This is a genomic window from Planktothrix sp. PLAVEN19ND, from assembly GCF_057220675.1.
In genome coordinates this window covers 5,266,670-5,289,602 of record NZ_CM170132.1, presented here as the reverse complement: position 1 = coordinate 5,289,602, position 22,933 = coordinate 5,266,670, and the positions used below count along the sequence as shown (strand labels likewise).

Below are 22,933 nucleotides of genomic sequence, written 5' to 3'. Positions count from 1 at the left end.
CCTACAACCTCTCCAACTCTACGATTTAATCTGAGCCAGCAATTTAAATATCCTAATCTTTGATAAAACCGCTTCGTTTAAAATATGAAAAGTATACATTAAGTAATTGAGTATTGACGGGGGCACAAATAATAGATGTTTCCCCCAGAGCATTGAGGGTGTTTTGGTAATCAAACGATTGAGATGCCATTGAAGATGTCTCTAAATAGGTTAATGGCTTTCCGGGCATCTTTTCAACCACAAGCGGTAATAAGGGGCTGAGGGAATTATCTGTTAAATGCTTGACAACTTCTAGGATTTCTGATTGCCAATCTTGATAGGGAATTTGCCCAATAGAATATCCCAGAGAGTTAATTTCTTTAATTAGACTGCTCAAGTGTAAAGGCTGAGGATTAACTAAGTGGAACGTTTTACCGATAGATTCTTGTTGTTTTGATATATAAACAATAGCACTACTGACATAATCTACAGGGGTCATATCCATCATCAAATCTAACTGAGGAGCATTTCTTAATAGGATAAAACTTTTTAACAGGCGGGACATAAGATCATTGGTATTGGTCAAACCCGTTTCGCTATGTCCTGTGACCATTCCCGGTCGGTAGATGCTAATAGGAATTCCTCGCGATTGGGCAATTTTGATTACTTTTTCAGCTACCCATTTACTTTGAGCATAACCCTCATCAAGACCTTGACTTTCTTCAATGCTATCATCTTCTTTGATTCCCTGTTTCCCTGCATAAGTATCTGACTCAAAGATAGCTAAAGTTGAGATATAATGAACCGGTTTGAGTTTAATTTGGCTGGCTAATCTCAAGACTTCTTGAGTCCCTCGTACATTAGTCGCCTTTAATGCTGAATAGGGATAAATTAAATTAACCAAAGCTCCGTTATGATATATTACATCAATTTCCCTGGCTAACTGGTGAAACTCGGACTTGGATAATCCCAAAAGTGGCTGAGATAAATCTCCCAAAATGGGAATAATTCTAGCCTGAAAAGTGTCATCCCATAATATATACTGTTCCAAGTTTTTTTGAATTTTCTGCTGACCTTCTTGCCCATGGATAGCACGAACTAAACAGTAAATCTTGGCTGAAGTTTGCTGTAGTAACTGTTGCAGCAAAAAAGCCCCTAAAAATCCGGTAGCCCCAGTCAAGAAAATGTGATCCGCTTCCCTCACTAGCTCTGTAGAGTTTTCCGGTGGATAAATGCCATCATCTAATACGACTTCGGCTGATAAATCTATACTTTTGATGGGACGGATTGCACCAGATTTCTCGATACTCTTAATAGTTTCTTCCATACCAGTAATGGTAGGATTTTCAAAGAAGTAAAGCAGCGGTAATTCTACCCCGAAAAACTCGCGAACTTGGTGAAGGATTTGGGCAGTTAATAATGAATGACCGCCTAATTCAAAGAAGTTATCATAAATTCCGACTGGCTCAATTCCTAAGACCTGCGCCCAGATTTCAGCTAGTTTTTCTTGAACGGAATTTTGTGGCGGTATAAAGGGTGATTCTAAAACGGGTCTGCTTTCATTAGGTGCAGGAAGCGATCGCCTATCCACCTTTCCATTAGGTGTTAGTGGCAGACTATCCATGATTACAAAATTAGAGGGAATCATGTAATCCGCTAGTTTTTCTTTCAAGAAACTGCGCAACTGGGGAATAAATTTCTGGGTGCTATCTTCCTGTACGGGGTTATTTGCATAAGCAATCCAAGGTTTGAAAAAGAAACTATTTTCTATCTTATGATTCAATTCACTAGAAAATACTTCTCCCTGACGCTTAAACAGCACATCAAAACAGCCATTTTTTCCCTCATCTGACCCGTTAAGATTGATTGAATAAGGGAGTTCTTGACTTAATGCCCAAATATCCTCGGGTTCGATCACGTCTGGAGTCATTTGTTGTAGTAATTTACGCAGTTCTCCCACACTTTGCGGACAATTGCTGCTAGTTAGTAATTCTTGCGCTTTCACATCAGCAAAAATCCGAGCATTGGGAATGTGACGGATGCCTAAAATTGCAGGTTGAGTTTCGGCTAGAATTTGCCGTAATTTTACTAATGTTAATCCGTCTTGATTCCAATTCAGCCAAGGATGATTAATTTTCGGTATGACTTGGGTTCCTATTCGTAAAATAACATCATAACGAAAGCGCACCAATTCATTAGGATAACGCCCACGTTTAATTTGAATTTCTACATCAATAATCTGTGGTAAATGATGCTTAAGCGCGATAAAAAATGCTGGATCGATGACCAGTCCTTTTTCTTGGTTGATGCGTTTTTGGATGCGTTTTTGAAGTTGTGCTGTAGATAATGATTCGGGAGCTTGATACAACTGCACAGAAGTATGGAAAGCTGGTAATAAGGGCAAACTCCGCACATCACCGATGAAGATCGAGCTACCGGGTTTTAGTCGTTGCACCAGACCTTCTAAAACTTGGACTAAATAATTAATACTAGGGAAATATTGAATCACGGAATTGATCACTACAGTATCAAAGTTTTCCGTTTCTATTCCTTCTAAATGATCGGCTGCTCTTTGATAAAGACTGACTGACCCATTCTGTTTTTGCTTCTTGAGTTGTTCCTGAATATAAGATATTGATGCTTCAGTAATGTCTGTACCACAATAATGGGTGCAGTAGGGAGCAATTCTAAATAGTAATAATCCTGTACCACAACCAATTTCCAATAAACGCTGGGGTTTTAATGAGAGAATCCGGGCCACTGTATGTTCAACCCATTCGCGAATTTCTGCGGCGGGAACTGGCAAACCTGTATAACTGTTGTTCCATCCACTAATATTAAAGGTTGGATCTTCTTCTACTTCAGTAGCAGACTGACTATAAGCGTCGTTCCAGATTTTCTGCCATTGGGCAGTTTGTTCGGTATGGGAGTCGTTAACGGAAATGGGTTCCGATAAGGCTTGGGTTTCTGGACGGGGAACCACATAAGCCACTAAGCGTTTGTCCCCGTTGGCTCCTTCCCTGGCAATGACGATGGCTTCTCTAACCCTAGAATGCTGAAGTAATAGTGTTTCAATTTCCCCCGTTTCGATGCGGAAGCCGCGAATCTTAACTTGATGATCTCTGCGTCCGATATACTCGATATTACCATCTGGGAGAAAGCGAGCTAAATCTCCTGTTTTATAAAGACGAGCACCTTTTTTCTGACTAAATGGATCTAAAATAAATTTATCTGCGGTGAGTTTGGGTTGATTGAGATAACCTCTGGCTACACCATCCCCACCTATCAATAATTCTCCCACTTCACCGATAGGAATAGGTCTGCAAAAATCTTCTGGAGAAAGCGGATTTTGCTGTAAAATATAAATTTGAGTATTAGCAATGGGCTGTCCAATAGAAATTTTTTCGTTAGCTGATTTTACGGGGTAAATCGTTGACCAAATAGTGGTTTCAGTGGGGCCGTACAGATTCCACAGGGAGCCCACTTTTTCTAATAATTGAGTCGCGAGTTTTTGGGTTAATGCTTCGCCACCACAGAGAACTTTTAGTTGTGGATTTCCTGGCCAACCGGCTGCGAGTAACATTTGCCAAGTGGCGGGAGTTGCTTGCATAACTGTAGCACGCGATCGCTCTAATTCCTCGATCAATTGGGTTCCATCGGCCGCAACTTCTCGACTGACTATCACTAAACGCGCACCGACGATTAGGGGTAAATAAATCTCTAATCCAGCAATATCAAAAGATAGGGTCGTGACAGCTAGTAGAATATCTGTTGCTGTCATTCCGGGCTCTCGACTCATAGACATTAAAAAGTTGACAACAGATTGATGCTCAATCTGCACGCCTTTAGGTTTACCCGTAGAGCCAGAAGTATAGATGGTATAAGCTAAATTTTGAGGAGTTACTTCGCTAATCGGATTGTCTTTACTGTATTGATCAATTTCTTCCCAATTCTCGTCAATACAAATAACTTTAATATGATATTCTATACTGGAATTAATAAAAATTTTGATTAAATTTTTCTGAGTTAATATTATTGATAATTGGGCATCTTCTACCATGTAAGCCAGGCGCTCTTGGGGATAACTGGGGTCTAAAGGAACGTAAGCTCCTCCTGCTTTCAGAATAGCTAAAAGTCCAATTACTGTAGAGTGCGATCGCTCTAAACAAATGCCCACTAAAACTTCCGGTTTGACTCCTTGATGTCGTAAGTAATTTGCTAACTGATTAGCTCGGAAATTCAGTTCTTGATAAGTGATTTGCTGGTCAAAAAAATCTACCGCTATCCGCTCACCGTTAACTTGGGTTTGAGCTTCAAATAAGTGATGAATACATTGATCTTTTGGATAATTTGCCTCCTGGGTTCTATTTTGGAATTCAAACCGTGCCATATCTGCCACTCCCTCTGAAAATTGATGAGAACTCCCGGCATTTTATCAGAAAAATGGGTTTAAAACCTCGTCCTAGAAGGACGAGGTTTTATTAAGATAAATAACAAAACTACCGAATTACTGTGGTTTTCTGTTAGCATATTAGTGGTTGTGAAAAGACCCGCCCGAATCAAAGATACTCCGAAATAAATAACAAGGTTGAAAGTCCTGTGGGGTTGAGATGAGAAACTGGGGAAGCGGATGTAAGGCAATGGTAAATCCAACCTTGAACGCATTAATTAACAAATTAAACAAAAAGTTTAACTTAGTGAACGAGGTTAAACTCAGGTCGCGGGAGGGCATTCCGAGACTTAAAACGGACGTGGAGACAGTGTAAGACTACTTTTAAAGTAGCAACAGTCTGCGTTGGCGAAGCCTGCGCGAAGCGCGAAGCGTCAACCCCGTTCAGCGACCATCCTAAAAAGGTGGCGTGGTGAGGAATCCCCGTCCGTTTACGGCGGGGCGGATGTCAACATCATTGCGTTGTAGCCATGAGTGAAACAGCGTTGGCTTTGGTTTTTGAATCCCTTGGCTATTCATCAATTCCCATGGGGGAGACGCCTCAATATTCGGTCGAATGAATAAAGACGTTCTTGAACTCCAGAACCTAACCCTGCCGTTCATTTAGCGGTCATTTTTGAAATTTTGGATAGAAATTGGATAGAAACGAAAAACCGCAACGTTGCGGTTTTTGCTATTGCAATAGATCGTTAATGCCTTTTTTGTCAGTCTCAAGCTGCGACATGATTTTGTTGAGGCGACTCACAACATAATCTTTGTCGAACTTGACCAATCGCACCTTGGACGGCTTCAATCTTGGACACTCGCTTTTTAATACACAGGTTAATTTCCTAGTAAACCCGTTAGGGTTAAGCATTTCTCTGTTCACCGGAATATTAAAACATCTAACTTCTGTCCAGCTTCTTTCTTCTAAAGGCAATTCTTCATGTTCAGGCATAGGGGCACAAGGGTAAGTAAAATTGATTCTATTTATAGATGCCTCGTGTTTAAAGATATGCTAGTCAATCCCGGTTGTTCCGACCATCCGAGACAGTAGAATGATGATTTTATCAAGCTTGCTGGATACATTCTTCATTTCGGCTTCGAGCTCCTGTTGCTCCTGAAGAATATATTTTTCAGCCTTCAAAACTAGGTCTCTTGCAATCTGTCCGAGGAACCAGGATATCACCCCTAGTAATCCGTAATCAAATAGTAATTTTGCAATTTGAGCGTCCATTTTATAGATAAGGCTTTGCCTTAGAAGAATAGTTGGAATAATCAAAAGTTAATTGAAATTCTGTCAATGACATGGTGATGTCAAATTCATCCCAAACAGCATCACCTTTAGCAATACTCCAATCAACGTATTTGTCCCCATCAACGGGGATTAATTTATCCTCTTGCTGACCAAGGAACACAAACAGATGAAAAATTGAATCAATTAAGTTAGCTCGTCCCAGGGGATAAACACCCAAGCCGGGGTCAAGGGTAAAATTAAAAGGATTGACGGCAACGATTTCACCATCAACGATTTTCCCTTTACAGTTCAAGGTAACAGTTGTCCATTTCTCTTTGTCGTTAGAAGAAATTTCTATTAAGTCAATATCAGCTTGGGTTTGTTGGAGTTCAAAAACCTTCCGACATTGGCTTAAAAGTAATTCTTCAAAATGAGTATCGGAGGCAAATTGAGGGTAAGAATTTGTTGGGAGTAACATTATTCTTGGTATTGGTAAATGGCTAATTGCACATCACTAAACCACCAGGGCGGCTCATAAAATAAATGAAACTGAGAAGAATTTGCGCCTTCTATTAGGGAGAAATCCAGTAAAGCCCATTTACGCAATATTAATTTTCTATTTGTTGCGTAAATGGGGGAAGGAGTATTAATTGAACCAACATTTAAAGTAATTCTCCCCCCGTAATACCATTTTTGATTAGAAGTAGAGACGTAAGCCCTAAAATATCTACTAATAAAAGGAATTACTAAAGGGATAGACGGAATTTTGTTTTCTCGTGTTGGTTGTCCGGTTACACTTGTACTTCCCTCATAGACTGGATACCATAGCGCATCGTTACTTAGATCCGGCATTTCAAACTATGCTCAAATTCGTTTAGATGTCGCTGAACATTTCCAGTGGTATCGTTGACTAAATCAAGATATTCCCCTGTGTTAATTTGTCCCCAAAGCCAAGAATAAGTTTGATCATTTAAAAAATCAATCTCAGGTTCGTATTCTGGCTCAAAGTATTGAGGGACAATAATTAAAGAGTCTTCAATTTCATTCATTATAATTAAGGAGCAGCAGCAGTTACCGCAATGTCAATGTCCCCTTGGTGGGTAAAGTAAGTAGCATATTTATCCTCTGTTTCTAGGGCTTTTCTGATTGCTTCTCGCGCCGCTTCGTAACCAGTGTCGGTTCCAATTTTTTGACCAAAACTACAGCTAATAGAATTTTTTTTGCGATAGCTGTAAGGTCGCCCCGTAAAACGAGAAACAACATCAGCAACGGGAGCACCAATTTCGACTAATTTGCATTTGGCGGGTTGAATTTTTTTACCCCGAGTATCAACAATAAAGCTACTAGCAGCCGGAAGGACTGCCCCAGATGCAGGCGGGACATAAGCATATTTATCTGCACCAAAAAGGACAGTTGTTAATTTTGTGATTAAAGCAGTTTCTGTTTCCGCTTTATCGGATGGGGCTGTTCCTGCCTTGACGAGATTAACTAATAACAGAATTTTTTTCGATTGATCTATCCCAAATGGGAAAATATATCCTAGTTCTTTGCCAATATTAGAACGTTTGTTGGTAGTTTTATCAATCGTCGCTTTATACGCAGTTTGTTTTTCTGCCCTGCTTTTTTTAAGCCATAACTCATAAGCGTCTTTGTCTGCTTTAAGTTCATCGGCGCGCATAATATCGCTGAAACGTCCCATAAATACTTACTCCTAATTTTCTGCTTTGATGCCAGTATCTACGACAAATCAAGCGAATTTAAAGAGATATTTTTTACCAAGGGCATATACCCTTACGGGAGATTTGGCAGAATGTCGCCATTAGGATTAACTAATACGATAGGTTGCTTCCAATTGGTTAATAATAACTCGGCATGATTAAAAACGACCTCAGCAATAGGTCTTAACCTATCTCGTTTTTTTTCCTCTCCAAGAACTATGATTTTTTCAGGAATAGTAGGATATGCAGCCATAGGATCTTCGGGGACGGAATGCTTGACCCATTTAGGCTCGTATACATGATTTTGAATAGCAACAATTTTTTTTATTAATTCAATGCCATCAGATTTATTTTTGCATAAAAGCTGTAATTGATAACCTCTCTCCCAATCATGGTAAATTACCTGCTCTTTTCCCTTTTTCCATGTATAATTTATAAAATTACCGTTAGTATCTTTCTTGGTTGAGAAAAATAACTCCTTAATCTTTTTAGCAATTTTTTCAATATCATTTCGGGTAATTTTATCTAATTTCTCTATTTTTGGATCATCGGTTTTATCCATGATCCGAAAACTGATCCGACCGTAAACAGGGGAAAATTCAGGATCAACATCTTCCCTAGATTCCTTAAACCAGAGGACAACTTGTGGCTGTCCTTTTCTTTTAATTAATCCTCCCCCTGACATAACGGATGCGCCGCCTCCTAGCCCCCGAATTTCTAATAATTGATCTACAGCTTTTAATAACGATATTTGCAGTTCAATGTTTAAAGTATTTCCACTAATGATAATAGGCTGATCGTCTTTCCCCTTGAGCTTAACTTGAAAAACATCAAATTGAGGTTGGTCTGCTGATTCAATCCCTGATTGAATATTCTCATCCCCAAGAAATACCGTCGGAGACTCCGCTCTATTCAATTTTTCAATAGCGCGGTCACGCCATTTCCCTTTTTTCGATTGCGACATTTATTGTTACGCGATGACTAATTAGACTAACTTAAATAAAATTCATCAGGCGATTAAGTTACAAGAAATGGCTAAGCCTAGAGCGATTAACACAAAAAAAGACACCCGAAGGCGTTCTCGGCCAGCCGATCTCAGTGGACAAAGGCAGGCAATCAAAAGCGATTTCCAAACACAATTAGCAGCCGAAAAAGAACGCTGGCAATTGATTGGGGGATTAGTTCGGATGTGGGTACGGCAAGCCCTGGGATTACCCGGAAATGATCAGGGGTTGAAACTCTACTTAGACCAAATGGAAGATGGGTTTAACCGGACGGCTCAATTTGATCCAAAGGTTAAAATAATTGGCTGGGAGAAAGGCGATACTCCCATCTGTATTAGATTAAATAGAACAGCAACCTTTGTGGAGCTAGAAGACGGGCAAGCAATTTTTAAAACAAGAGTTAAGGAAGGGGAAACCTCGACCCCTAATAATCCAACAAAATCCGAAAACAAAACGACTGAATTATCAGGAAAAAGAACTAAACCACCAAGTAAAAAATAATCAAACAATAAATATGACAGAAGCAGCAATTAAAGAGAATGATTTTAATATAGAACTATGGGAATTAGGTAATTCCTGGAAAAGAAGTGTGACGGGACTTTTTAATTATGAACATACTCAAAAATATCAGAAATTTTTAAAGGATTCTGGCAGTTCTTTTTATCAAGCAAAAATACAAGGAGCAAAAATCATAAGTTCCGTTAAGGATTTTTTTGGGTCTGCCATGAAATTCGGAAAAAATGTAATTAACGGAGGAGTCGAATTATTTCAATTGATTTCCAGAGGTGATTGGGGAACCATCGGAAAAATTTGGGGGGAGGTTAAGGAAAATGATCCGGCGGCTTGGTTAGCTGGTTCCATTGCTGCGGCGGGTATTGTTGGTGTCGCGGGGGCGGGGATTAGTGCGGTTGTAGGGGCGCTCGGAAGTATTCCGTTAGTCGCCACTGGAATTGCCACTGTTGGGGGTTTTGTAGGATGGGTGAGTGGGGGAGTAGGAGCTTTATTGTCTTCCCCGTTCATCCTAAGTTTGACGGGGGGGAGCATTGGTACTTTTTTGTTGGCATTCACGAAAATTGCGCCTAAAATTTACAACTTTCAATGGCAGGTGAGTGACGAACAATATCAATCTGCAATAGATGACGCGATTACTAATTTGTATGAACCAGCAGGGGAATTTCTAGGGAGAGCTTCAGGGGCTTTTATTGCTGGCAAATTCAGTGGCATGGGTAAGCCACCAAGGGTACAGATGGACATAACGACCTTGGCTTTAATGCACGCGACTGGCGATGACGAGATTAAGGAGGAGATTGAGGACGCAGCGACTGAATTTATGCACACCGGAGTGCGGTGTTTTCTTGGGGTAGGAATAACCTACCTTTATCAAGAATTTCGGCATCTTGTACGGTCTGCTTACAATAAATCTCCAGAGTTTGCAAAGAAAATTTTAAGAAGCATTCCAGCATGGGGAGGCGGGAATATAGGAGATAGCATTGCCAATTGGGGAAATAAAGGGAACAAGGGCTGGTCAATCAAGTCGGAAATAGACTTAGAAGGAAAAATAGAAGCGGTTGAAGACAAAAAATTGAAAGGTTTCTTAGAGGGATTTTTTGAGAATTTTTGGGATTCCTTCTCGGAGTGCGTAGAATACTCCTCCGTAATGAAGGGAGGAGCTTATTAATTATTCCTATAGCTTCATGAAAATACTCATGATGTAGTACCAAATAGATTCTCCAGTATCAGAAAAATGAGTATGTAGATACTCTTGCTGTACGGTTGACAAAAAGTCGGGAAGTAGTTTTTCCGTTGAACTTTCCCTGTTTTCGTTCAGGGAATTCATCGCACTTTCTACTCTGGCTTCTTCTTCTTTGTCTTTAGGATTAACCTTGGGGTCAAAGCCTTTTCCTCCCAATCTTTTCTTTGTTGCTTTATTTTTGGGAGAATCAGGAGAAATATCAAAAGGGGCTATAAAATGGCTCCCTTTTTGATGAAATGGAAGCCCTAAACCATACATAATTGTATAGACGATTGATAGCGTTTCCAGTGTTGCAACTTGCTGTTGAGTTTCTAATACGGATTGTCGGATCAAGATATTTAATCGGGTCGCACTATCAATTTTATTTTCCAATAAAAGTTCGACAATTTCCTTGCAAGCTGATGTTGCATCTGGATAATATTTTGTCATTGCCTGATCACCTTCTTTTGCCGGGTCACTATCTTTAAGAGTTGCGGTAAACGGTGATACTGTGTTTAAATCCAATATCTGTATAATCTTTTTAAGCACATTTGGGTAATCATAAACTACCGTACTTCCCACCCCGTTAGGGGCAAAAAGTTCATTGGGTATTTTCATCCCTTCTTTTTTCAAGTTGTCTGCTCTTAAAATTTCTGAAATATTTTTGCTGTTATAAAGTTCTGCTAAAATCAATTGTGGAATCGATTTAAATTGAGTAGTTGATGCTTTTAATCCTTCCTCTTTATTTTTTGCTTCAAGCCATTGTTGATAGTCTAAAGAAGTTTTCCCTTCGCTATACTCCTTGAGCCACCTTAAATAATGAAAAATCGGATTTTTCCGATCCTTCTCAAACTCTAATTCATCAACTCCAACAGCTAATCCTACTTTGCGATTGCTTAATAAAGACAAAAATATATTTAGATGCAAATAATCTTGAAACGCTACCTCTTTTTTTGGTTCCTCTAGCATTTTATCGATATCTTTTTCAAGTTTTTCAAGTTTTTCTCCCGTGGTTTTGTAGGGTTTCAACATCTCATCAACCGCCAAAACCTTGGCGATTTTACGCATTAAACTAATAGAGGCATCACAACATTCAGACATTATTTTTTCAGGGGGTATAGGTCGGCGTGGTTTATCTGTTTTGGGAGTATTAATATAATAACAATCATTAGAAGATTGACTATAAAACCAAGTTGCTGTTTTTTTAGCTAGTGGGGGGCTTTCCCCTTCTAAAAAATAATAGTTTTTGTCATATCTCCCAAGCTCAGGATATAATCTTAATATTGCGCCAAATCCTACTGAAAATACTGTGGCGTTGCCGTTTTCATAATTAAAAGACATCCCCGGATACCAGATTCGATTCTGTGGTTTATTTCTCCATAAAATCATACTACCTATATAAGATGGCCCTATCCCGATTACTTGACCCCCCGATCTTTCTTCTGGGTTCAAATCATTTAATATTCCGGGGGGGGCTGCACCCTGTTGGCTGGTAGTTGTAGTAAAACTTATTAGATAATCATAGCTTTTTAATTCATACGGAAAAGGGTTAAAGTCGGAATTAGGAGGCAAGGTATTAGTGTACGCCCATGATCCTACCTGTTTGCTTATCGTTAACGAGACAGGGCAAACCATACCTGAATAACCAGGTGGGGGGGAAAATATGCGAGGGGCTGGCAATGAAAAATCATTATTGGGGTCGGGGTCGGGGTCGGGGTCGGGCTCCGGTTCCTCACAAGTATCTTTGCTCACCGCAAAACCCACACCCCAATAAGTAACTTGCAGGGTTTGTTCACACTTAGAGACTGAAACCTCAACATCAGCGCCCCCAATTCCTAAACTAACCGAGCCGCCTGTAATCTCTCCCGTGTCCAAATCAACCACAACGCCACCACCTACCCCCACGACACCGCCCGGAATTTTAACCTCGCCTGATACACCCAATTCATTACTAGAGACGTCATAACTAACATCCCCAGACAAGGGGGATATATCAATATCAACAACCCCTTTAACACTTACATCCCCATAATCAGCGACGGTCACGGAACCGCCCAAGCCGCTTTTTGACTGTCCGGCCGATCCTTTTTCTGCCGAGGTAAAACTACTACCACCTTTTTTCGCCATTGCCATTAAAGACTCCCCTCAATCCCAGAAACAAGAGAGGATTGATCATGCGAAATAGCCCAAACTGACTGCTTAAAGTTCCACTCGCTTTCGTCGTTGTAAGTTTGCCCCGGCTTTAGCTGTGGACAAGCCCCTTTAATGCAATCAGCTTGATTACCAAAGGCAAAACTAACCGGGGATTCGCCTTCATTTTTAAATGATAGTTTAACCCGTGATTGGTTAGCTCCGATCAATAATTGGGGAAAAGCTGGTGTAATTGTTTTTGCAAAATTAAACGGCGTTACATTTATTCCAACTTTTCTTATGCCATTAATAACATAAGAATAATCAATCTCAATTTGCAAATAATCGTTGAGACCTAACAACCCACTCCCAGAATCAATTAACCTGCATTTTAAAATATCGTTAATCCCCCATAGTTTAACGGGGATGTTCCCATCGCATAAATAGGGACGGATTAACGATTTATGATATTGCATTCCTTTATTCTGAAGGTAAATATCTCCTGTTTCGTGTTCGATTCCGTCTTGAGATTTGAACAATCTAAAAATTATATTAGGGTTATGATATTCAGTTTGTAAAAGTTTATTGTTTCTTGTCCCTGCTCCATCTTCTGGGTAAATGTCAGGGAATGGAGCCACGGGGAGGGATTCAATGGCTATTAAAAGCCTGAATCCTTCTATTTTAAGGATGCAGTCCCATTCATATAAAAGATTAATAGCATCAATTTTAGATTGCAGAAACAACAATGGGTTAAACAATTCAATAAAATTATCATTGTCATAGCCTGTAATTCTTGTTGACTTTGAATTAGCTCCTTCAAACAAAGTTTTGTTTTCCATAGTACAATGTTAATAAGTATATTGTTATATGATAACATTATGGGCTTCATTGTTGGTAACTCGTTCAGTTCTAACCTTAATAGTTCGGTATCTTACCCTTTTATCAAAGAATGGGAGGGGAATATTATCGAAAAAGTTATTGTTGTTCCCGAATCCAAGGATTTAAGAGAAATTAGCATCTATTCGGATGGGGCGATCAATCTGTATTGGGGAGAACAAATAATCCCATTCTGGACAATAAACAATCAAGTATTTGTTGATTCTAGCACTGCTACCAGTCTAAGTATTGAACCGTTAGATGGTGACGTAAATGTTAAAATATTAGTTAGAGCGACTAAACCAATTAATTATGAATTAGGAGGTCAATTAATGATTCCTGTGAGGCTTAGACTTGCTATCGGAACGGGAGCGAATTATGTTGATATTAATGAGGGTTCCTACGATTCAGACAACTATCAATATTTGATAAACTTGCAGAAACTCAAAGACTCTGATTCTGGAGTGACGGGCTTTAAACTTTTTGATATTTGCTCTTTTTATCCAGGTAAACCAATCGAATTTTCTGTATTGATTGACAGCACGGCAACCAATAATTATCAGCCTGATAGTATTGCTATACAAATCTTTGACCCCTTAGCAGTGGGTGAGGTCATGTTCGCGATCGCTAACGATGTAGTCAACCTAGAAGTCAATGGTTTGGGAGATAAATTTATAGGGAGCCTCACCCGTGACGCCTTCTATTATGAAGCCGTCAACAATAAGATTAATGTTTTTCCCGATTACAGCCGCCACGTTGGGCGGTTTGTTGCTATCAATAGCACGACGGGAAAATATGATACCGCAATCATTAAAGGCTACACGCCAAACAGCAACGAACTACTGGGCGGTACTTTTACCTTAACAGGTTCCTTCTGATATCTTTAAACAATGAGTAAAAGGCTCTTAAAATCAATCCATACATTTATTGAAAGAGCCTTCTATTATGGTTGCTATTATTAGTCCTCCCTCTACATTTGATGGAAATATTACCCAAAAAATCCTCGGAGTAATTCAACCGAAAGAAACAACCTTAATTGCCAATACCGCAGCAGATATCCTTGAGGCAGACGAATCCGCAATATTAGGTAGAAAAATTTTAAGTATTTCAAATACCGGAACGGAAGCCGTTTATATCAGTTATGGTGTCACGGCAACAACGACTAATTTCGATTATCCTCTTTACGGAAATCGCCAGCTTTTAGATATTGAGTACAACAAAGAGAGAATTAGTGCGATCGCTGCTGCACCCGCTACTATTAGAGTTAAATTTGCAAAATACAATGAAGTGTAAATATGGCAATATTAATTGAACCCCCTACAACCTGGAATAACTTACAAAATAAACCTACCATTCTGGCTGATAATCAGGTTCACTGGGATGAGATACAGGGAATTCCTTCTAGGATTTCTTTTTTAGCTAATACTATCCCAGCTAATTACAGTCCGTGGGTTTTAAGTGATTTCTATAGCCAAAAATTGGAATGGCTCGAATTGAAGACATCCCCCGGAGCTTTTACGATGGTACAAAGGAATGTCACGGGGAGAATCGATGCGACAAGTTTCCGTGCGACCGCCATCCCCACCTCAATCACAGACTTGAGTATCGGAAATTTCTACCGAGATTCTAATGGGTTCGTCAAGGTAGTCTATTAATTATGCTCTTTTATCGCAAAACCCCCCAGAATTTCTGGGGGGTTTTAATTTAACTAAATTCCGCAACGTTGCGGTTTTTAAAATTCATAGGGGACTAGATTGTTGCTGTTGCAGTCCCCATCATCAAAAGGGATTGAATCAAATTCCTCCTCTTCTTCAATGGCGGGAGGCATCAAGCCATTCCAGATGACCTCAACTTCGGTTAAATTTTGGAGGGTTGAACCCATGTAACCGTAGAAGTCGTTAGTCCCTTTGGTGATTGTTTCCATTTGGGCTTTCATTGACTCAACCAACTGCTTGAAGTTGATCAAGCGTTGGGCTTCCATGTTGAGTTCCAGAATTTCACGTTTCAAGCTTTCAACTTCTGATCGCTTATCCCGAACCGTAGCCAAAAGGTTTTTCAGTTCCCCTGATAGTTTCAAATCGCGATCGCTAAGAGAAGTAACATCGTCATAAGTAAACCCAGCTTGATCGGCTACCATCAATTTTAAATGTCGGAATGATTCGGTATAGTCCTCCCAATCCTCTAAGTGTGCCGACATATCTATCCGTGAGGATTGGTAGTTTCCGACGTTTCGAGTTAAGCCAAATGAAATGGTTGTAATTTTCATAATAGTTAAACCTCCTCTACAACATAAACGGGTTGACCATCAATCCAGGCAATAACCCCTTCTTCTGTCTCCACTGCTTCATTCTCATTCAGATGAATTTTATCAACCCGATTCAATAGAATTTTGTTAACTAACTCCTGCAATTTTTGGTTGTTAGCCTGTATTTTGCTTGACACTGAATCGGGTTCAGAATTAGACATTTCTAAAAAGGTGTCAGCCACAATTAAGGCATCACAAATAATTGACTTGGCTAGTCGATTATCTTGAGCCATTAAAGTAACCGTACCCGAATCATCGAACATAGTCCCCAATAGATTCAATGCGATTATTTGTCTGTCTGTTAACATCTCAATCTCCTTACAAATAATCAACGACTTTAATTAATCTTTCCATGATTGCCTCTAGTTCAATCTCGACTGTTAGCTCGAAAAATTCCTCCTTTATAAGTTCTTTTACGAAGTCAATGTAACCAATACTTTGCTTTTTGAAGTCTCCAAGCGTGTCCTCTGAATCAGTGTTACAGTCAAACATGGTTTACAAAAACTCAATGATGTCATCTAACATTTGCCAAATATCTTCCACTTGGGTTTTAATACTCGGTTCGATGTTTTCTTCTTCTAGTTGATGGTTAACCTCATCCATAAAGTCTAGTGTGAGTTCCCTGAAGGTTTTAGGGGTTTCAACATTTACGTCAGTCTCTAACAATTGTTCCTCCTTTCATTAATAAGTTGAGGTGAATTTACAGTGTCTAGCGAGCGACAGACACTGTAAATCAGCTAACAATAAAGAGGGAGAACTAAACAGGGGGTTAATGTTCTCCCATATTGTCTTTATTTTCGCTTCACCCCCTACTAGGCAACTAAAACTTTTTCCGATAAAACCATTGGCAAGTCATTGAAGTTTACCCCTATAGCACGACAGTAGTTGTGCCATTGTTGTCGCGTCATAGACGGTTCAACGCCATTGTTTTCCCATCGCGCCAAAGTAGAAACGGCAATGTCACCAATAAGAGCAGCTAACTGCTCCCTGGTTAATCCCGCTTTCTCTCTCAGTTGGCGGCTCAAAGTAGTTCGTTTAACCTCTTGATCGTTTTCTTCTTCTAGCATAGCATTATAACATCTCAATTTGACAAGTCAAGATAACGTGCTATATTGAGATGTAGGAAACAACAAAAAGCCATCCCTTGGTCAGACAAACAAGGGTTTCCTGTCACGGATTTAGCTTCTGTTGTGATTCTAAGGCCAACAGCAAACACCGTTTTGTTGTGATAAGCCTCTCGTTACCACATCCGTACCGTTGATGAGTTGAGGACGTGCCATGTAACAGCTATTCTCTCTGTCGATTTCCTCTAATTTCGGACATATACAGCAAAACCTGGGGTGAAACTCCCCAGGTTTCATTAAAACCTTTCGGTCAATCTAAACTCATCGGGGCATCTATACCAGAAGACCTTTACCCCGTAGGGGTTTAACCCCTCGTAATGCCATGAACAAACCTTGTAGCGATCGCGGAAGCGGTCGTTAAAATCCCACAAAAAAAGGGCAACCCCTTGCCCCTTCAGTCGTTAACTAATTAATAAGATGTCAACAGAACTAGAGTCTAAACCAATCAAAGAGCTAAAAGATATCGCTCTCCAGATGGGTATCAAACCCGCAGGCGATACCCGTAAAAAATCCGTCTGGATTGAAGCGATTAGTCAGAACTTTGTTGAATCCCCCCTCCCTTCTGTTCCCGTTCAGTTCCCAGAACCAGAAGATGAGGATGAGCCAAAACTGAGCCAAGATGCGATCGCTCACTGTCCAATCTGTGAAGGTAAGCCTGTTTATCGCTGTCCGAGGTGCAATGGTCAAGGTTCTGTAGGAGATCCTGAAACTCTAGGAGCACACATTATTGATTGTCCTCGATGCGCAGGATGGGGCGCAATCCATGATGTTCAATCGTATAACCCAGACCGACTTGTTAAGCTTCCATGTCCCCTCTGTGACGGAAAAGAACTCAGCGATGTCCTCCGCGATTGGAATGCTTTATCAGAGCAAAAAATCCCTGGTATTGAAAACTTTGAGGGATTCGCAATCACCCTACATCAACCTTGGGCAACCTTGGTCGCTCTGGGATTCAAAGCCTACGAAACCCGTTACTGGAGGACAAGCCACAGAGGACGATTGCTAATTCATGCCGCAAAACGCCCGATCAACTGGGATGAACTTAATCTGGCAGAAATTGAGCAATGCCCATACCTGCCAGATATTAAAGCTTTAGATTATCCCTTGGGGGCAATTGTTGCAGAGGTTCAGTTATCTGAATGCTACCGAATGACAACCAAAGAAAATTACAATCCCATCTCCGAAATTTACATTGATGGCCCGGAGTTAACAAGCGTAGAAAAACTGTTTGGAGATTGGACAGAAGGGCGTTATGCCTGGAAGTTAGAAAACGTTCAACCCTTGCTTATTCCTGATGTTAAAGGTTTTCAGAAATTGTGGAAATTCACTTTACCGTCAAAGGAAAATTGCACCTGTCCCCGATGCAAAGGGAAAGGATTAATTCTTGATGATGAAGCCTGCTTAAACCCTCTCCATGCCAGTGACCCCTACTACGATTGTCCTCGGTGCAAAGGTGAAGGGATTGTTAATTGTGACTCAATCGAATCGGGAATTAAAAAAACTACCGAGGCGACTCTATGCAGTGCTTAAAAACAATCCCACCCCTATTAGGAGGACAGGGACAAATCGAATATTTAGCCATGCTAATTATCGGTTTAGAATATCCTATCCCTGATCCAGATTCCAATCTAACCACCGAAAATGTAGCAGCTTGGATTATCAAAATGATCCTTTTCAATAGTGGGTTGAACCTCTATGACGCTCAAGGGGGATTGGGTGATTACCTTGATTGCTTCAAATTCAATTATCCCCATTACTTCAATGGGCAGCCATTTCAAGTATTCTTACCGGAGGGCGAATATCATGGCACTTGCAACAGCAACTAAAACAGAGCGAACGGAAAAGGCGGCTTTCTACGAAAAACTCTCTAAATATGATGCGTCTTGGGCAAAAAGAAAAGCCATTGAATTCAAGCAATCTGCCGACCGCACCTTAACCGAATGGGAATTACAAGGGAACATCTTAATCGACGCAAAAGCACGATTGGGACACGGCAATTTTGAGGAGTGGATAGCCACAGAATTTACCCCAAACTACAAAATCGGAATCGACACGGCAGAACGGATGATGAACGCTGCCAAAATGTTAAAAGACCGCCCAAAATTAGGGGGGTATGGCTACACTCTGATTGCTGAATTAAGTAAGCCAAGTACACCCTCAGAAGTCGTAGAAGAAGCAGAGAATCGAATCGAATCTGCAACCCCGATGACAGTACGGGAAGTCCAGAAAAAGGTTAAGGAAGTTAAACCCAAACCCCTATTTTTAAAAGGACAATTTGTAGAGTTCCTTAACGGTGCTGAAAGAACAATTGGGCGGATTGAATCTTCCCGTACCCTAAAGGAAAAAAACAGTTTTGAATATAAAATCCAGAAGCTTCACGGCCCCTCTTTTAAAGGGAAGTTTTTGGAACACAACCTCAAACTTTGTCCGGTGCAAACCCGTCAGAATTATTATGACGATTGCTCCATGAAACCAACGTTAGGAATTCAAGTTGTTTTCTGTCCGATTACTACTTGGGGACAAACTTGGAAAGATGAAGTTTTTACTGTCGCATCAAACCTAAGTGATTGGGTAGTGATATCTAAAAATGAACACAGAATTTTCGCTCATTGGGCTGAATTAAAACCCTATGAGCAACCAATAGAAGAAGATCAGAAAGTAGAAGAAGCGATAATAGATGTTGAAAGCACTGATATTGACAAAAATATCACACCAATTTCATCATCTATTCACGATGCAGTCAATCTTTTCAAGGAACATTTTGAAGCCAATGTTCGGGGCCTTCTTTGTTCCGTGAATGGCGATCAATTTGAATACTTGTTACAGATGGTTATTGAGCATAAAGAGAAGCGAGAAAAAGAAGCTGCTTGATATAAATGGGACAAATAAAAATCCCCCTCATTGGAGGGGGAAACCATCAGGGTGTATGAAAAGCATTTACTTGGTCAATAATTGTTTCAAGGTAATAATATGATAGCGCAACTTGAAAGAAAAATCAATAATTTCTCGTCCTTCAATGATGAACTTCCCCCGTCCAACATTGAAGCCGAGGAAGCAATATTAGGGGGGATTTTATTAGACCCTAACGCAATATCAAGAATTGCTGATTTTGTATCTCCCGAACACTTTTATCTTCATGCTCACGCCTTAATCTATGACGCTTGCCTAACGTTGCATAAACAAGGTAAAACGCCTGACCTGATGACCGTTGCGACACACTTAGCTAATAATGAACAATTGGATAGAGTAGGAGGACAATTAAAATTAGCCCAACTCCTAGACTCAACAGTTTCGGCAGTAAATATCGACCAATACGTTGAACTCATTGCAGAAAAAGCAGTCCGAAGGAAACTGATAGAAAATGGTTACAAACAGATTGCTTTTGCTTACGAACAACACACCCCTTTAGGAACAATATTAAGTGAAGTAGAAAACTCAGTCTCTAGTTTCACCCGTTCCTATGCTCGGACTAATTTTGTCCGAGAAAGTCGGATTCGATTCCAACAAATTTGTCAGGAATTGGAAAAAATTGAAGATGAACTAGACGACAACGAAGCCCTCAAACAATGGGAACTCCGAGAACTTGCGAAAAAGTACGGGTTTGGCAGTGGGGGTAGTGGTGTCAGGGATTTACTAAACTTTCACGCATCATGGATTAATAGCCAACACAGAAACCGATCTATGAGCGTTGATGAATACGTTCAACAATTCGGACAATCTCCCGAAAAATGGTTACTCGCTGGATGGATTCCGGCTGAATCCATAACCCTTGAACACGCAAAAGGGGGAGAGGGGAAAACCCGATTAACCGGGTCAATGTGCAAGGCATTATTAACAGGAGAATCATGGGGGGATTACTTCGTTCCCAAGCCTTGCCAGATTCTTTTTATTGAGACAGACCAATCAGAACGAATCACTGCAACCCAACTGATTGAGCAAGGATTCATGGATGAAAATCCAAAAGTGCGATCGCGATTCCGTCCCCTCAGTAATTGGGGGATTGAACAATATGGGGTGTTGAGGGCTGAAATCAAAGAGATGCAGGAACGTCACCCAGAAAACCCTGTAGTCGTGGTGATCGACTCCTTAACTTCGGTTTCCAACAACTCTAAATATAGTGAGAACGATCAAGAATATGCCCGGCCGTTGATTCGACTTCGGAAGATTGCCCGTGATTTCGGGGTTACGTTTATAGTCTTGCATCACAGTAATGCTGAAGGACGTTCACGCGGCACCACTGCCATCCATAATTCTGTTGACCAAGTATGGCGGCTTGAACGCATTACGAATAACAATCCCCAAAGTGCTGAGGCAAACCTGATTATTCAGAAAACCCGTAGCCGTGAACCGGGAACCTATCGCCTGGAATACAACCCGGAAACCTGGCATTGGAATATTAAAGGCAGCGTTGTTGATATTGATGGCGATTCCCAAGTTGAAAACTACAGCGCCCGTGAACGAGAAATCATTGAGTTCTTCCGTCTCCGTCCAAATATTCCTTTTGAGAGACAGGAACTCGCCTATACCCTCGGTATTTCCGAAAGCACCCTAGGGAAAGATTTGGGCTACCTAAAACGTCGCGGTTTGGTTTCATCCATCCGTAAACCAGGATCAAAAAGTTATTGGTATTTCGTCGGGGAAATTCCTCAACTTTCTGATATTTCCTTAACAAATCTTCAACCTGATCCAACTGATCCACCAACTGATCCGAAAAATAGCTCTGCTGATCCTTCTGCTGATCCAAAAAGCGGATCAGGTGTTATCCCTTTCCCCTCAAGCGATACACCCCCATCAACTTCTGCTGATCCAGGTGATCCACCAAAAAATTTAATTCACCTCGATGTCAACAGAAAAAAAATTGCGGATCAGCAGGATCAGCAGAATTTTGCCCCCTCAAATGTAGACCCAGAAGTGAATACAACTGATCCCAAAAATTCGGATCAGCAGGATCAGGTCAAAGAAATATTACAAGATTATGAGAACTGCGACGACGAGTGTAATTGTGAACCCTACGAAAAATGGATACCAGGTCAAACGAAATTGATGGCACTCAAAGATCCTATTTACCGAGGCTGTACTGGGATATTTCAGGATCTAATGTTCACGGCAGCAGGGGAAATCTTCATTCTGTTAGACATCAGGACGACTAGCAGCGCTGCGGACAAGAAAGGATGGCTGAAATTGTCAGAAGTTCAGGAGGTTTCGGGATGAAAAAATATAAGGGGAAAGTCGGAGTCTCCTCCGACAAAGGAACCCTCCGGCTATCCCTCCCACGATTCCTGTTCAACTCCCGTAAATTCATCTATTTAGGATTACAGGACACCCCTCAAAACCGAAAATTAGCCAAAGCTAAAGCTCAAAGGATTGAAGCTGACATCACCTATGAACGCTTTGATTTCAGCTTAGAATCCTACCTACCAATTAGAGCTAAGGCTAGTAAGGAGAGCAACACTCTCGTTGCTCTCTATCAAAAATATATTGAGGCCAAGAAAAATACAGTTAGGCCTGGAACTTGGATGAATACTTATATGGTCATGCTTCGCCATATCCAAAGATCACCATTTCCCGACGTCGATCCAAACATAGATGATGGATACTCTCAACGATTCTATGATTGGGCAGCCCAACATCTAACCCCTGATACCTGTAAAAGATTACTAATGCAGGTCAACGCCTGTTTAAAATGGGCGATCAAATCCAAACAGATCGCGTTAACTCACTCTCCTTTTGAAGGATTGGCAGCCCAATCCAGAAGTTTAACCAGGATTTCTAAAGAAGAGGAAACCGATATCAATCCTTTTTCAAGGCATGAACGAGACACCATCATAGAAGCCTTCAAAAATCATCAACAATTTTCGCACTACTACAACTATGTCCAGTTCTGCTTCTTTACTGGGTGTCGGCCATCAGAGGCGATTGCGTTGGAATGGGAGGATATCGCGCCTAATTTTACTTCATTGACATTTAAGGCAGCGATTGTGAGGGGTGAGGGGGGGATGAAAAAATGTGAGGGGCTGAAGACTCAGAAAAAAAGGGTGTTTCCCTGTAACGCTCAAGTCCAGGCAATCCTTAAACTTGCCAAAGACCGATCAACTACAAATCTAGTGTTTACCTCGGTGACTGGCAAAGTAATTGAGACCAGTTATTTTCGGACAATTTGGAAGAAGATTCTTGATGAATTGGGAATCGAATATCGCAAACCTTATCAAATGCGACATTCGTTTATCACTCTTTGCCTTGAATCTGGTGTAGATGTTAAGGATGTCGCTCGGCTTGTGGGAAACTCGCCAGTAGTTATTTATAAACATTACGCAGGGCGGCGGGTTGACTTGAGTATTCCAGACCTATAACTCGAAAATAGTATTGTCACCGGAACAGTAGCCATTGGTGACAATACTA

Annotated in this window: 24 protein-coding genes; 10 read left to right on the top strand and 14 right to left on the bottom strand. The window is 40.7% G+C overall.

Annotated features, from left to right (window positions below; translation table 11 throughout):
• Nucleotides 1-52: 52 nt before the first annotated feature.
• The 8 genes from AC2D3N_RS22740 to AC2D3N_RS22705 all read right to left on the bottom strand — a co-directional run bounded on the left by AC2D3N_RS22740 (nt 53) and on the right by AC2D3N_RS22705 (nt 8,327).
• Entirely contained in the window at nt 53-4,369 is a 4,317-nt protein-coding gene (locus tag AC2D3N_RS22740; RefSeq protein ID WP_484692244.1) for an amino acid adenylation domain-containing protein, read from the bottom strand.
• 733 nt (nt 4,370-5,102) lie between these two features.
• Complete coding sequence (locus tag AC2D3N_RS22735) at nt 5,103-5,366, bottom strand: hypothetical protein (RefSeq protein WP_484692243.1); 264 nt, start codon at nt 5,364-5,366, stop codon at nt 5,103-5,105.
• A 60-nt stretch (nt 5,367-5,426) separates the two neighbouring features.
• Nucleotides 5,427-5,645, bottom strand: a complete 219-nt coding sequence (locus AC2D3N_RS22730; protein WP_484692242.1) for a hypothetical protein — start codon at nt 5,643-5,645, stop codon at nt 5,427-5,429.
• Between the two features lies 1 nt (nt 5,646).
• Complete coding sequence (locus tag AC2D3N_RS22725; protein WP_484692241.1) at nt 5,647-6,123, bottom strand: hypothetical protein; 477 nt, start codon at nt 6,121-6,123, stop codon at nt 5,647-5,649.
• Complete coding sequence (locus AC2D3N_RS22720) at nt 6,123-6,497, bottom strand: hypothetical protein (RefSeq protein WP_484692240.1); 375 nt, start codon at nt 6,495-6,497, stop codon at nt 6,123-6,125. The genes AC2D3N_RS22725 and AC2D3N_RS22720 overlap by 1 nt, the downstream gene beginning before the upstream one ends.
• Nucleotides 6,485-6,694: a hypothetical protein gene (locus AC2D3N_RS22715; protein ID WP_484692239.1), complete on the bottom strand. Its 210-nt coding sequence runs from the start codon at nt 6,692-6,694 to the stop codon at nt 6,485-6,487. The genes AC2D3N_RS22720 and AC2D3N_RS22715 overlap by 13 nt, the downstream gene beginning before the upstream one ends.
• Before the next feature lie 5 nt (nt 6,695-6,699).
• Nucleotides 6,700-7,344, bottom strand: a complete 645-nt coding sequence (locus tag AC2D3N_RS22710) for a hypothetical protein (protein WP_484692238.1) — start codon at nt 7,342-7,344, stop codon at nt 6,700-6,702.
• A gap of 92 nt (nt 7,345-7,436) precedes the next feature.
• Nucleotides 7,437-8,327, bottom strand: a complete 891-nt coding sequence (locus tag AC2D3N_RS22705; protein ID WP_484692237.1) for a hypothetical protein — start codon at nt 8,325-8,327, stop codon at nt 7,437-7,439.
• Between the two features lie 67 nt (nt 8,328-8,394).
• Between AC2D3N_RS22705 and AC2D3N_RS22700 the strand changes: the two genes are divergently transcribed.
• Both AC2D3N_RS22700 and AC2D3N_RS22695 read left to right on the top strand, forming a co-directional pair.
• Complete coding sequence (locus AC2D3N_RS22700; RefSeq protein ID WP_484692236.1) at nt 8,395-8,868, top strand: hypothetical protein; 474 nt, start codon at nt 8,395-8,397, stop codon at nt 8,866-8,868.
• Nucleotides 8,869-8,881: 13 nt separating this feature from the next.
• Entirely contained in the window at nt 8,882-10,045 is a 1,164-nt protein-coding gene (locus AC2D3N_RS22695; protein WP_484692235.1) for a hypothetical protein, read from the top strand.
• 6 nt (nt 10,046-10,051) lie between these two features.
• Here the strand turns inward: AC2D3N_RS22695 and AC2D3N_RS22690 are convergent, their stop codons facing one another.
• Complete coding sequence (locus tag AC2D3N_RS22690; RefSeq protein WP_484692234.1) at nt 10,052-12,232, bottom strand: hypothetical protein; 2,181 nt, start codon at nt 12,230-12,232, stop codon at nt 10,052-10,054.
• Nucleotides 12,232-13,068 (bottom strand): hypothetical protein, encoded by an 837-nt coding sequence (locus AC2D3N_RS22685; protein ID WP_484692233.1) that lies wholly within the window; start codon nt 13,066-13,068, stop codon nt 12,232-12,234. The genes AC2D3N_RS22690 and AC2D3N_RS22685 overlap by 1 nt, the downstream gene beginning before the upstream one ends.
• A 39-nt stretch (nt 13,069-13,107) precedes the next feature.
• Between AC2D3N_RS22685 and AC2D3N_RS22680 the strand changes: the two genes are divergently transcribed.
• The 3 genes from AC2D3N_RS22680 (at nt 13,108) to AC2D3N_RS22670 (ending at nt 14,760) form a co-directional block, all read left to right on the top strand.
• Nucleotides 13,108-13,983: a hypothetical protein gene (locus AC2D3N_RS22680; RefSeq protein ID WP_484692232.1), complete on the top strand. Its 876-nt coding sequence runs from the start codon at nt 13,108-13,110 to the stop codon at nt 13,981-13,983.
• Nucleotides 13,984-14,050: 67 nt separating this feature from the next.
• Nucleotides 14,051-14,398, top strand: a complete 348-nt coding sequence (locus tag AC2D3N_RS22675) for a hypothetical protein (protein ID WP_484692231.1) — start codon at nt 14,051-14,053, stop codon at nt 14,396-14,398.
• A gap of 2 nt (nt 14,399-14,400) precedes the next feature.
• Nucleotides 14,401-14,760 (top strand): hypothetical protein, encoded by a 360-nt coding sequence (locus tag AC2D3N_RS22670; protein ID WP_484692230.1) that lies wholly within the window; start codon nt 14,401-14,403, stop codon nt 14,758-14,760.
• Nucleotides 14,761-14,837: 77 nt separating this feature from the next.
• Here the strand turns inward: AC2D3N_RS22670 and AC2D3N_RS22665 are convergent, their stop codons facing one another.
• The 4 genes from AC2D3N_RS22665 to AC2D3N_RS22650 all read right to left on the bottom strand — a co-directional run bounded on the left by AC2D3N_RS22665 (nt 14,838) and on the right by AC2D3N_RS22650 (nt 16,495).
• Complete coding sequence (locus tag AC2D3N_RS22665; protein ID WP_484692229.1) at nt 14,838-15,371, bottom strand: hypothetical protein; 534 nt, start codon at nt 15,369-15,371, stop codon at nt 14,838-14,840.
• Between the two features lie 5 nt (nt 15,372-15,376).
• Nucleotides 15,377-15,718 carry a hypothetical protein gene (locus AC2D3N_RS22660; protein WP_484692228.1) on the bottom strand — a complete coding sequence of 114 codons (342 nt, stop codon included), beginning with the start codon at nt 15,716-15,718 and terminating at the stop codon, nt 15,377-15,379.
• A 187-nt stretch (nt 15,719-15,905) separates the two neighbouring features.
• Nucleotides 15,906-16,076, bottom strand: coding sequence for a hypothetical protein (locus AC2D3N_RS22655; RefSeq protein WP_484692227.1), 171 nt, complete (start codon nt 16,074-16,076; stop codon nt 15,906-15,908).
• Between the two features lie 146 nt (nt 16,077-16,222).
• Nucleotides 16,223-16,495, bottom strand: a complete 273-nt coding sequence (locus AC2D3N_RS22650) for a helix-turn-helix domain-containing protein (protein WP_484692226.1) — start codon at nt 16,493-16,495, stop codon at nt 16,223-16,225.
• 456 nt (nt 16,496-16,951) lie between these two features.
• Between AC2D3N_RS22650 and AC2D3N_RS22645 the strand changes: the two genes are divergently transcribed.
• The 5 genes from AC2D3N_RS22645 to AC2D3N_RS22625 all read left to right on the top strand — a co-directional run bounded on the left by AC2D3N_RS22645 (nt 16,952) and on the right by AC2D3N_RS22625 (nt 22,884).
• Nucleotides 16,952-18,064, top strand: coding sequence for an ASCH domain-containing protein (locus AC2D3N_RS22645; RefSeq protein WP_484692225.1), 1,113 nt, complete (start codon nt 16,952-16,954; stop codon nt 18,062-18,064).
• Nucleotides 18,052-18,360, top strand: coding sequence for a hypothetical protein (locus tag AC2D3N_RS22640; RefSeq protein ID WP_484692224.1), 309 nt, complete (start codon nt 18,052-18,054; stop codon nt 18,358-18,360). Before AC2D3N_RS22645 ends, AC2D3N_RS22640 begins: the two co-directional genes overlap by 13 nt.
• Nucleotides 18,338-19,405, top strand: a complete 1,068-nt coding sequence (locus tag AC2D3N_RS22635; RefSeq protein WP_484692223.1) for a hypothetical protein — start codon at nt 18,338-18,340, stop codon at nt 19,403-19,405. The genes AC2D3N_RS22640 and AC2D3N_RS22635 overlap by 23 nt, the downstream gene beginning before the upstream one ends.
• Nucleotides 19,406-19,504: 99 nt before the next feature.
• Entirely contained in the window at nt 19,505-21,745 is a 2,241-nt protein-coding gene (locus AC2D3N_RS22630; protein WP_484692222.1) for a DnaB-like helicase N-terminal domain-containing protein, read from the top strand.
• Nucleotides 21,706-22,884, top strand: coding sequence for a tyrosine-type recombinase/integrase (locus tag AC2D3N_RS22625; RefSeq protein ID WP_484692221.1), 1,179 nt, complete (start codon nt 21,706-21,708; stop codon nt 22,882-22,884). Before AC2D3N_RS22630 ends, AC2D3N_RS22625 begins: the two co-directional genes overlap by 40 nt.
• Nucleotides 22,885-22,933: the final 49 nt, after the last annotated feature.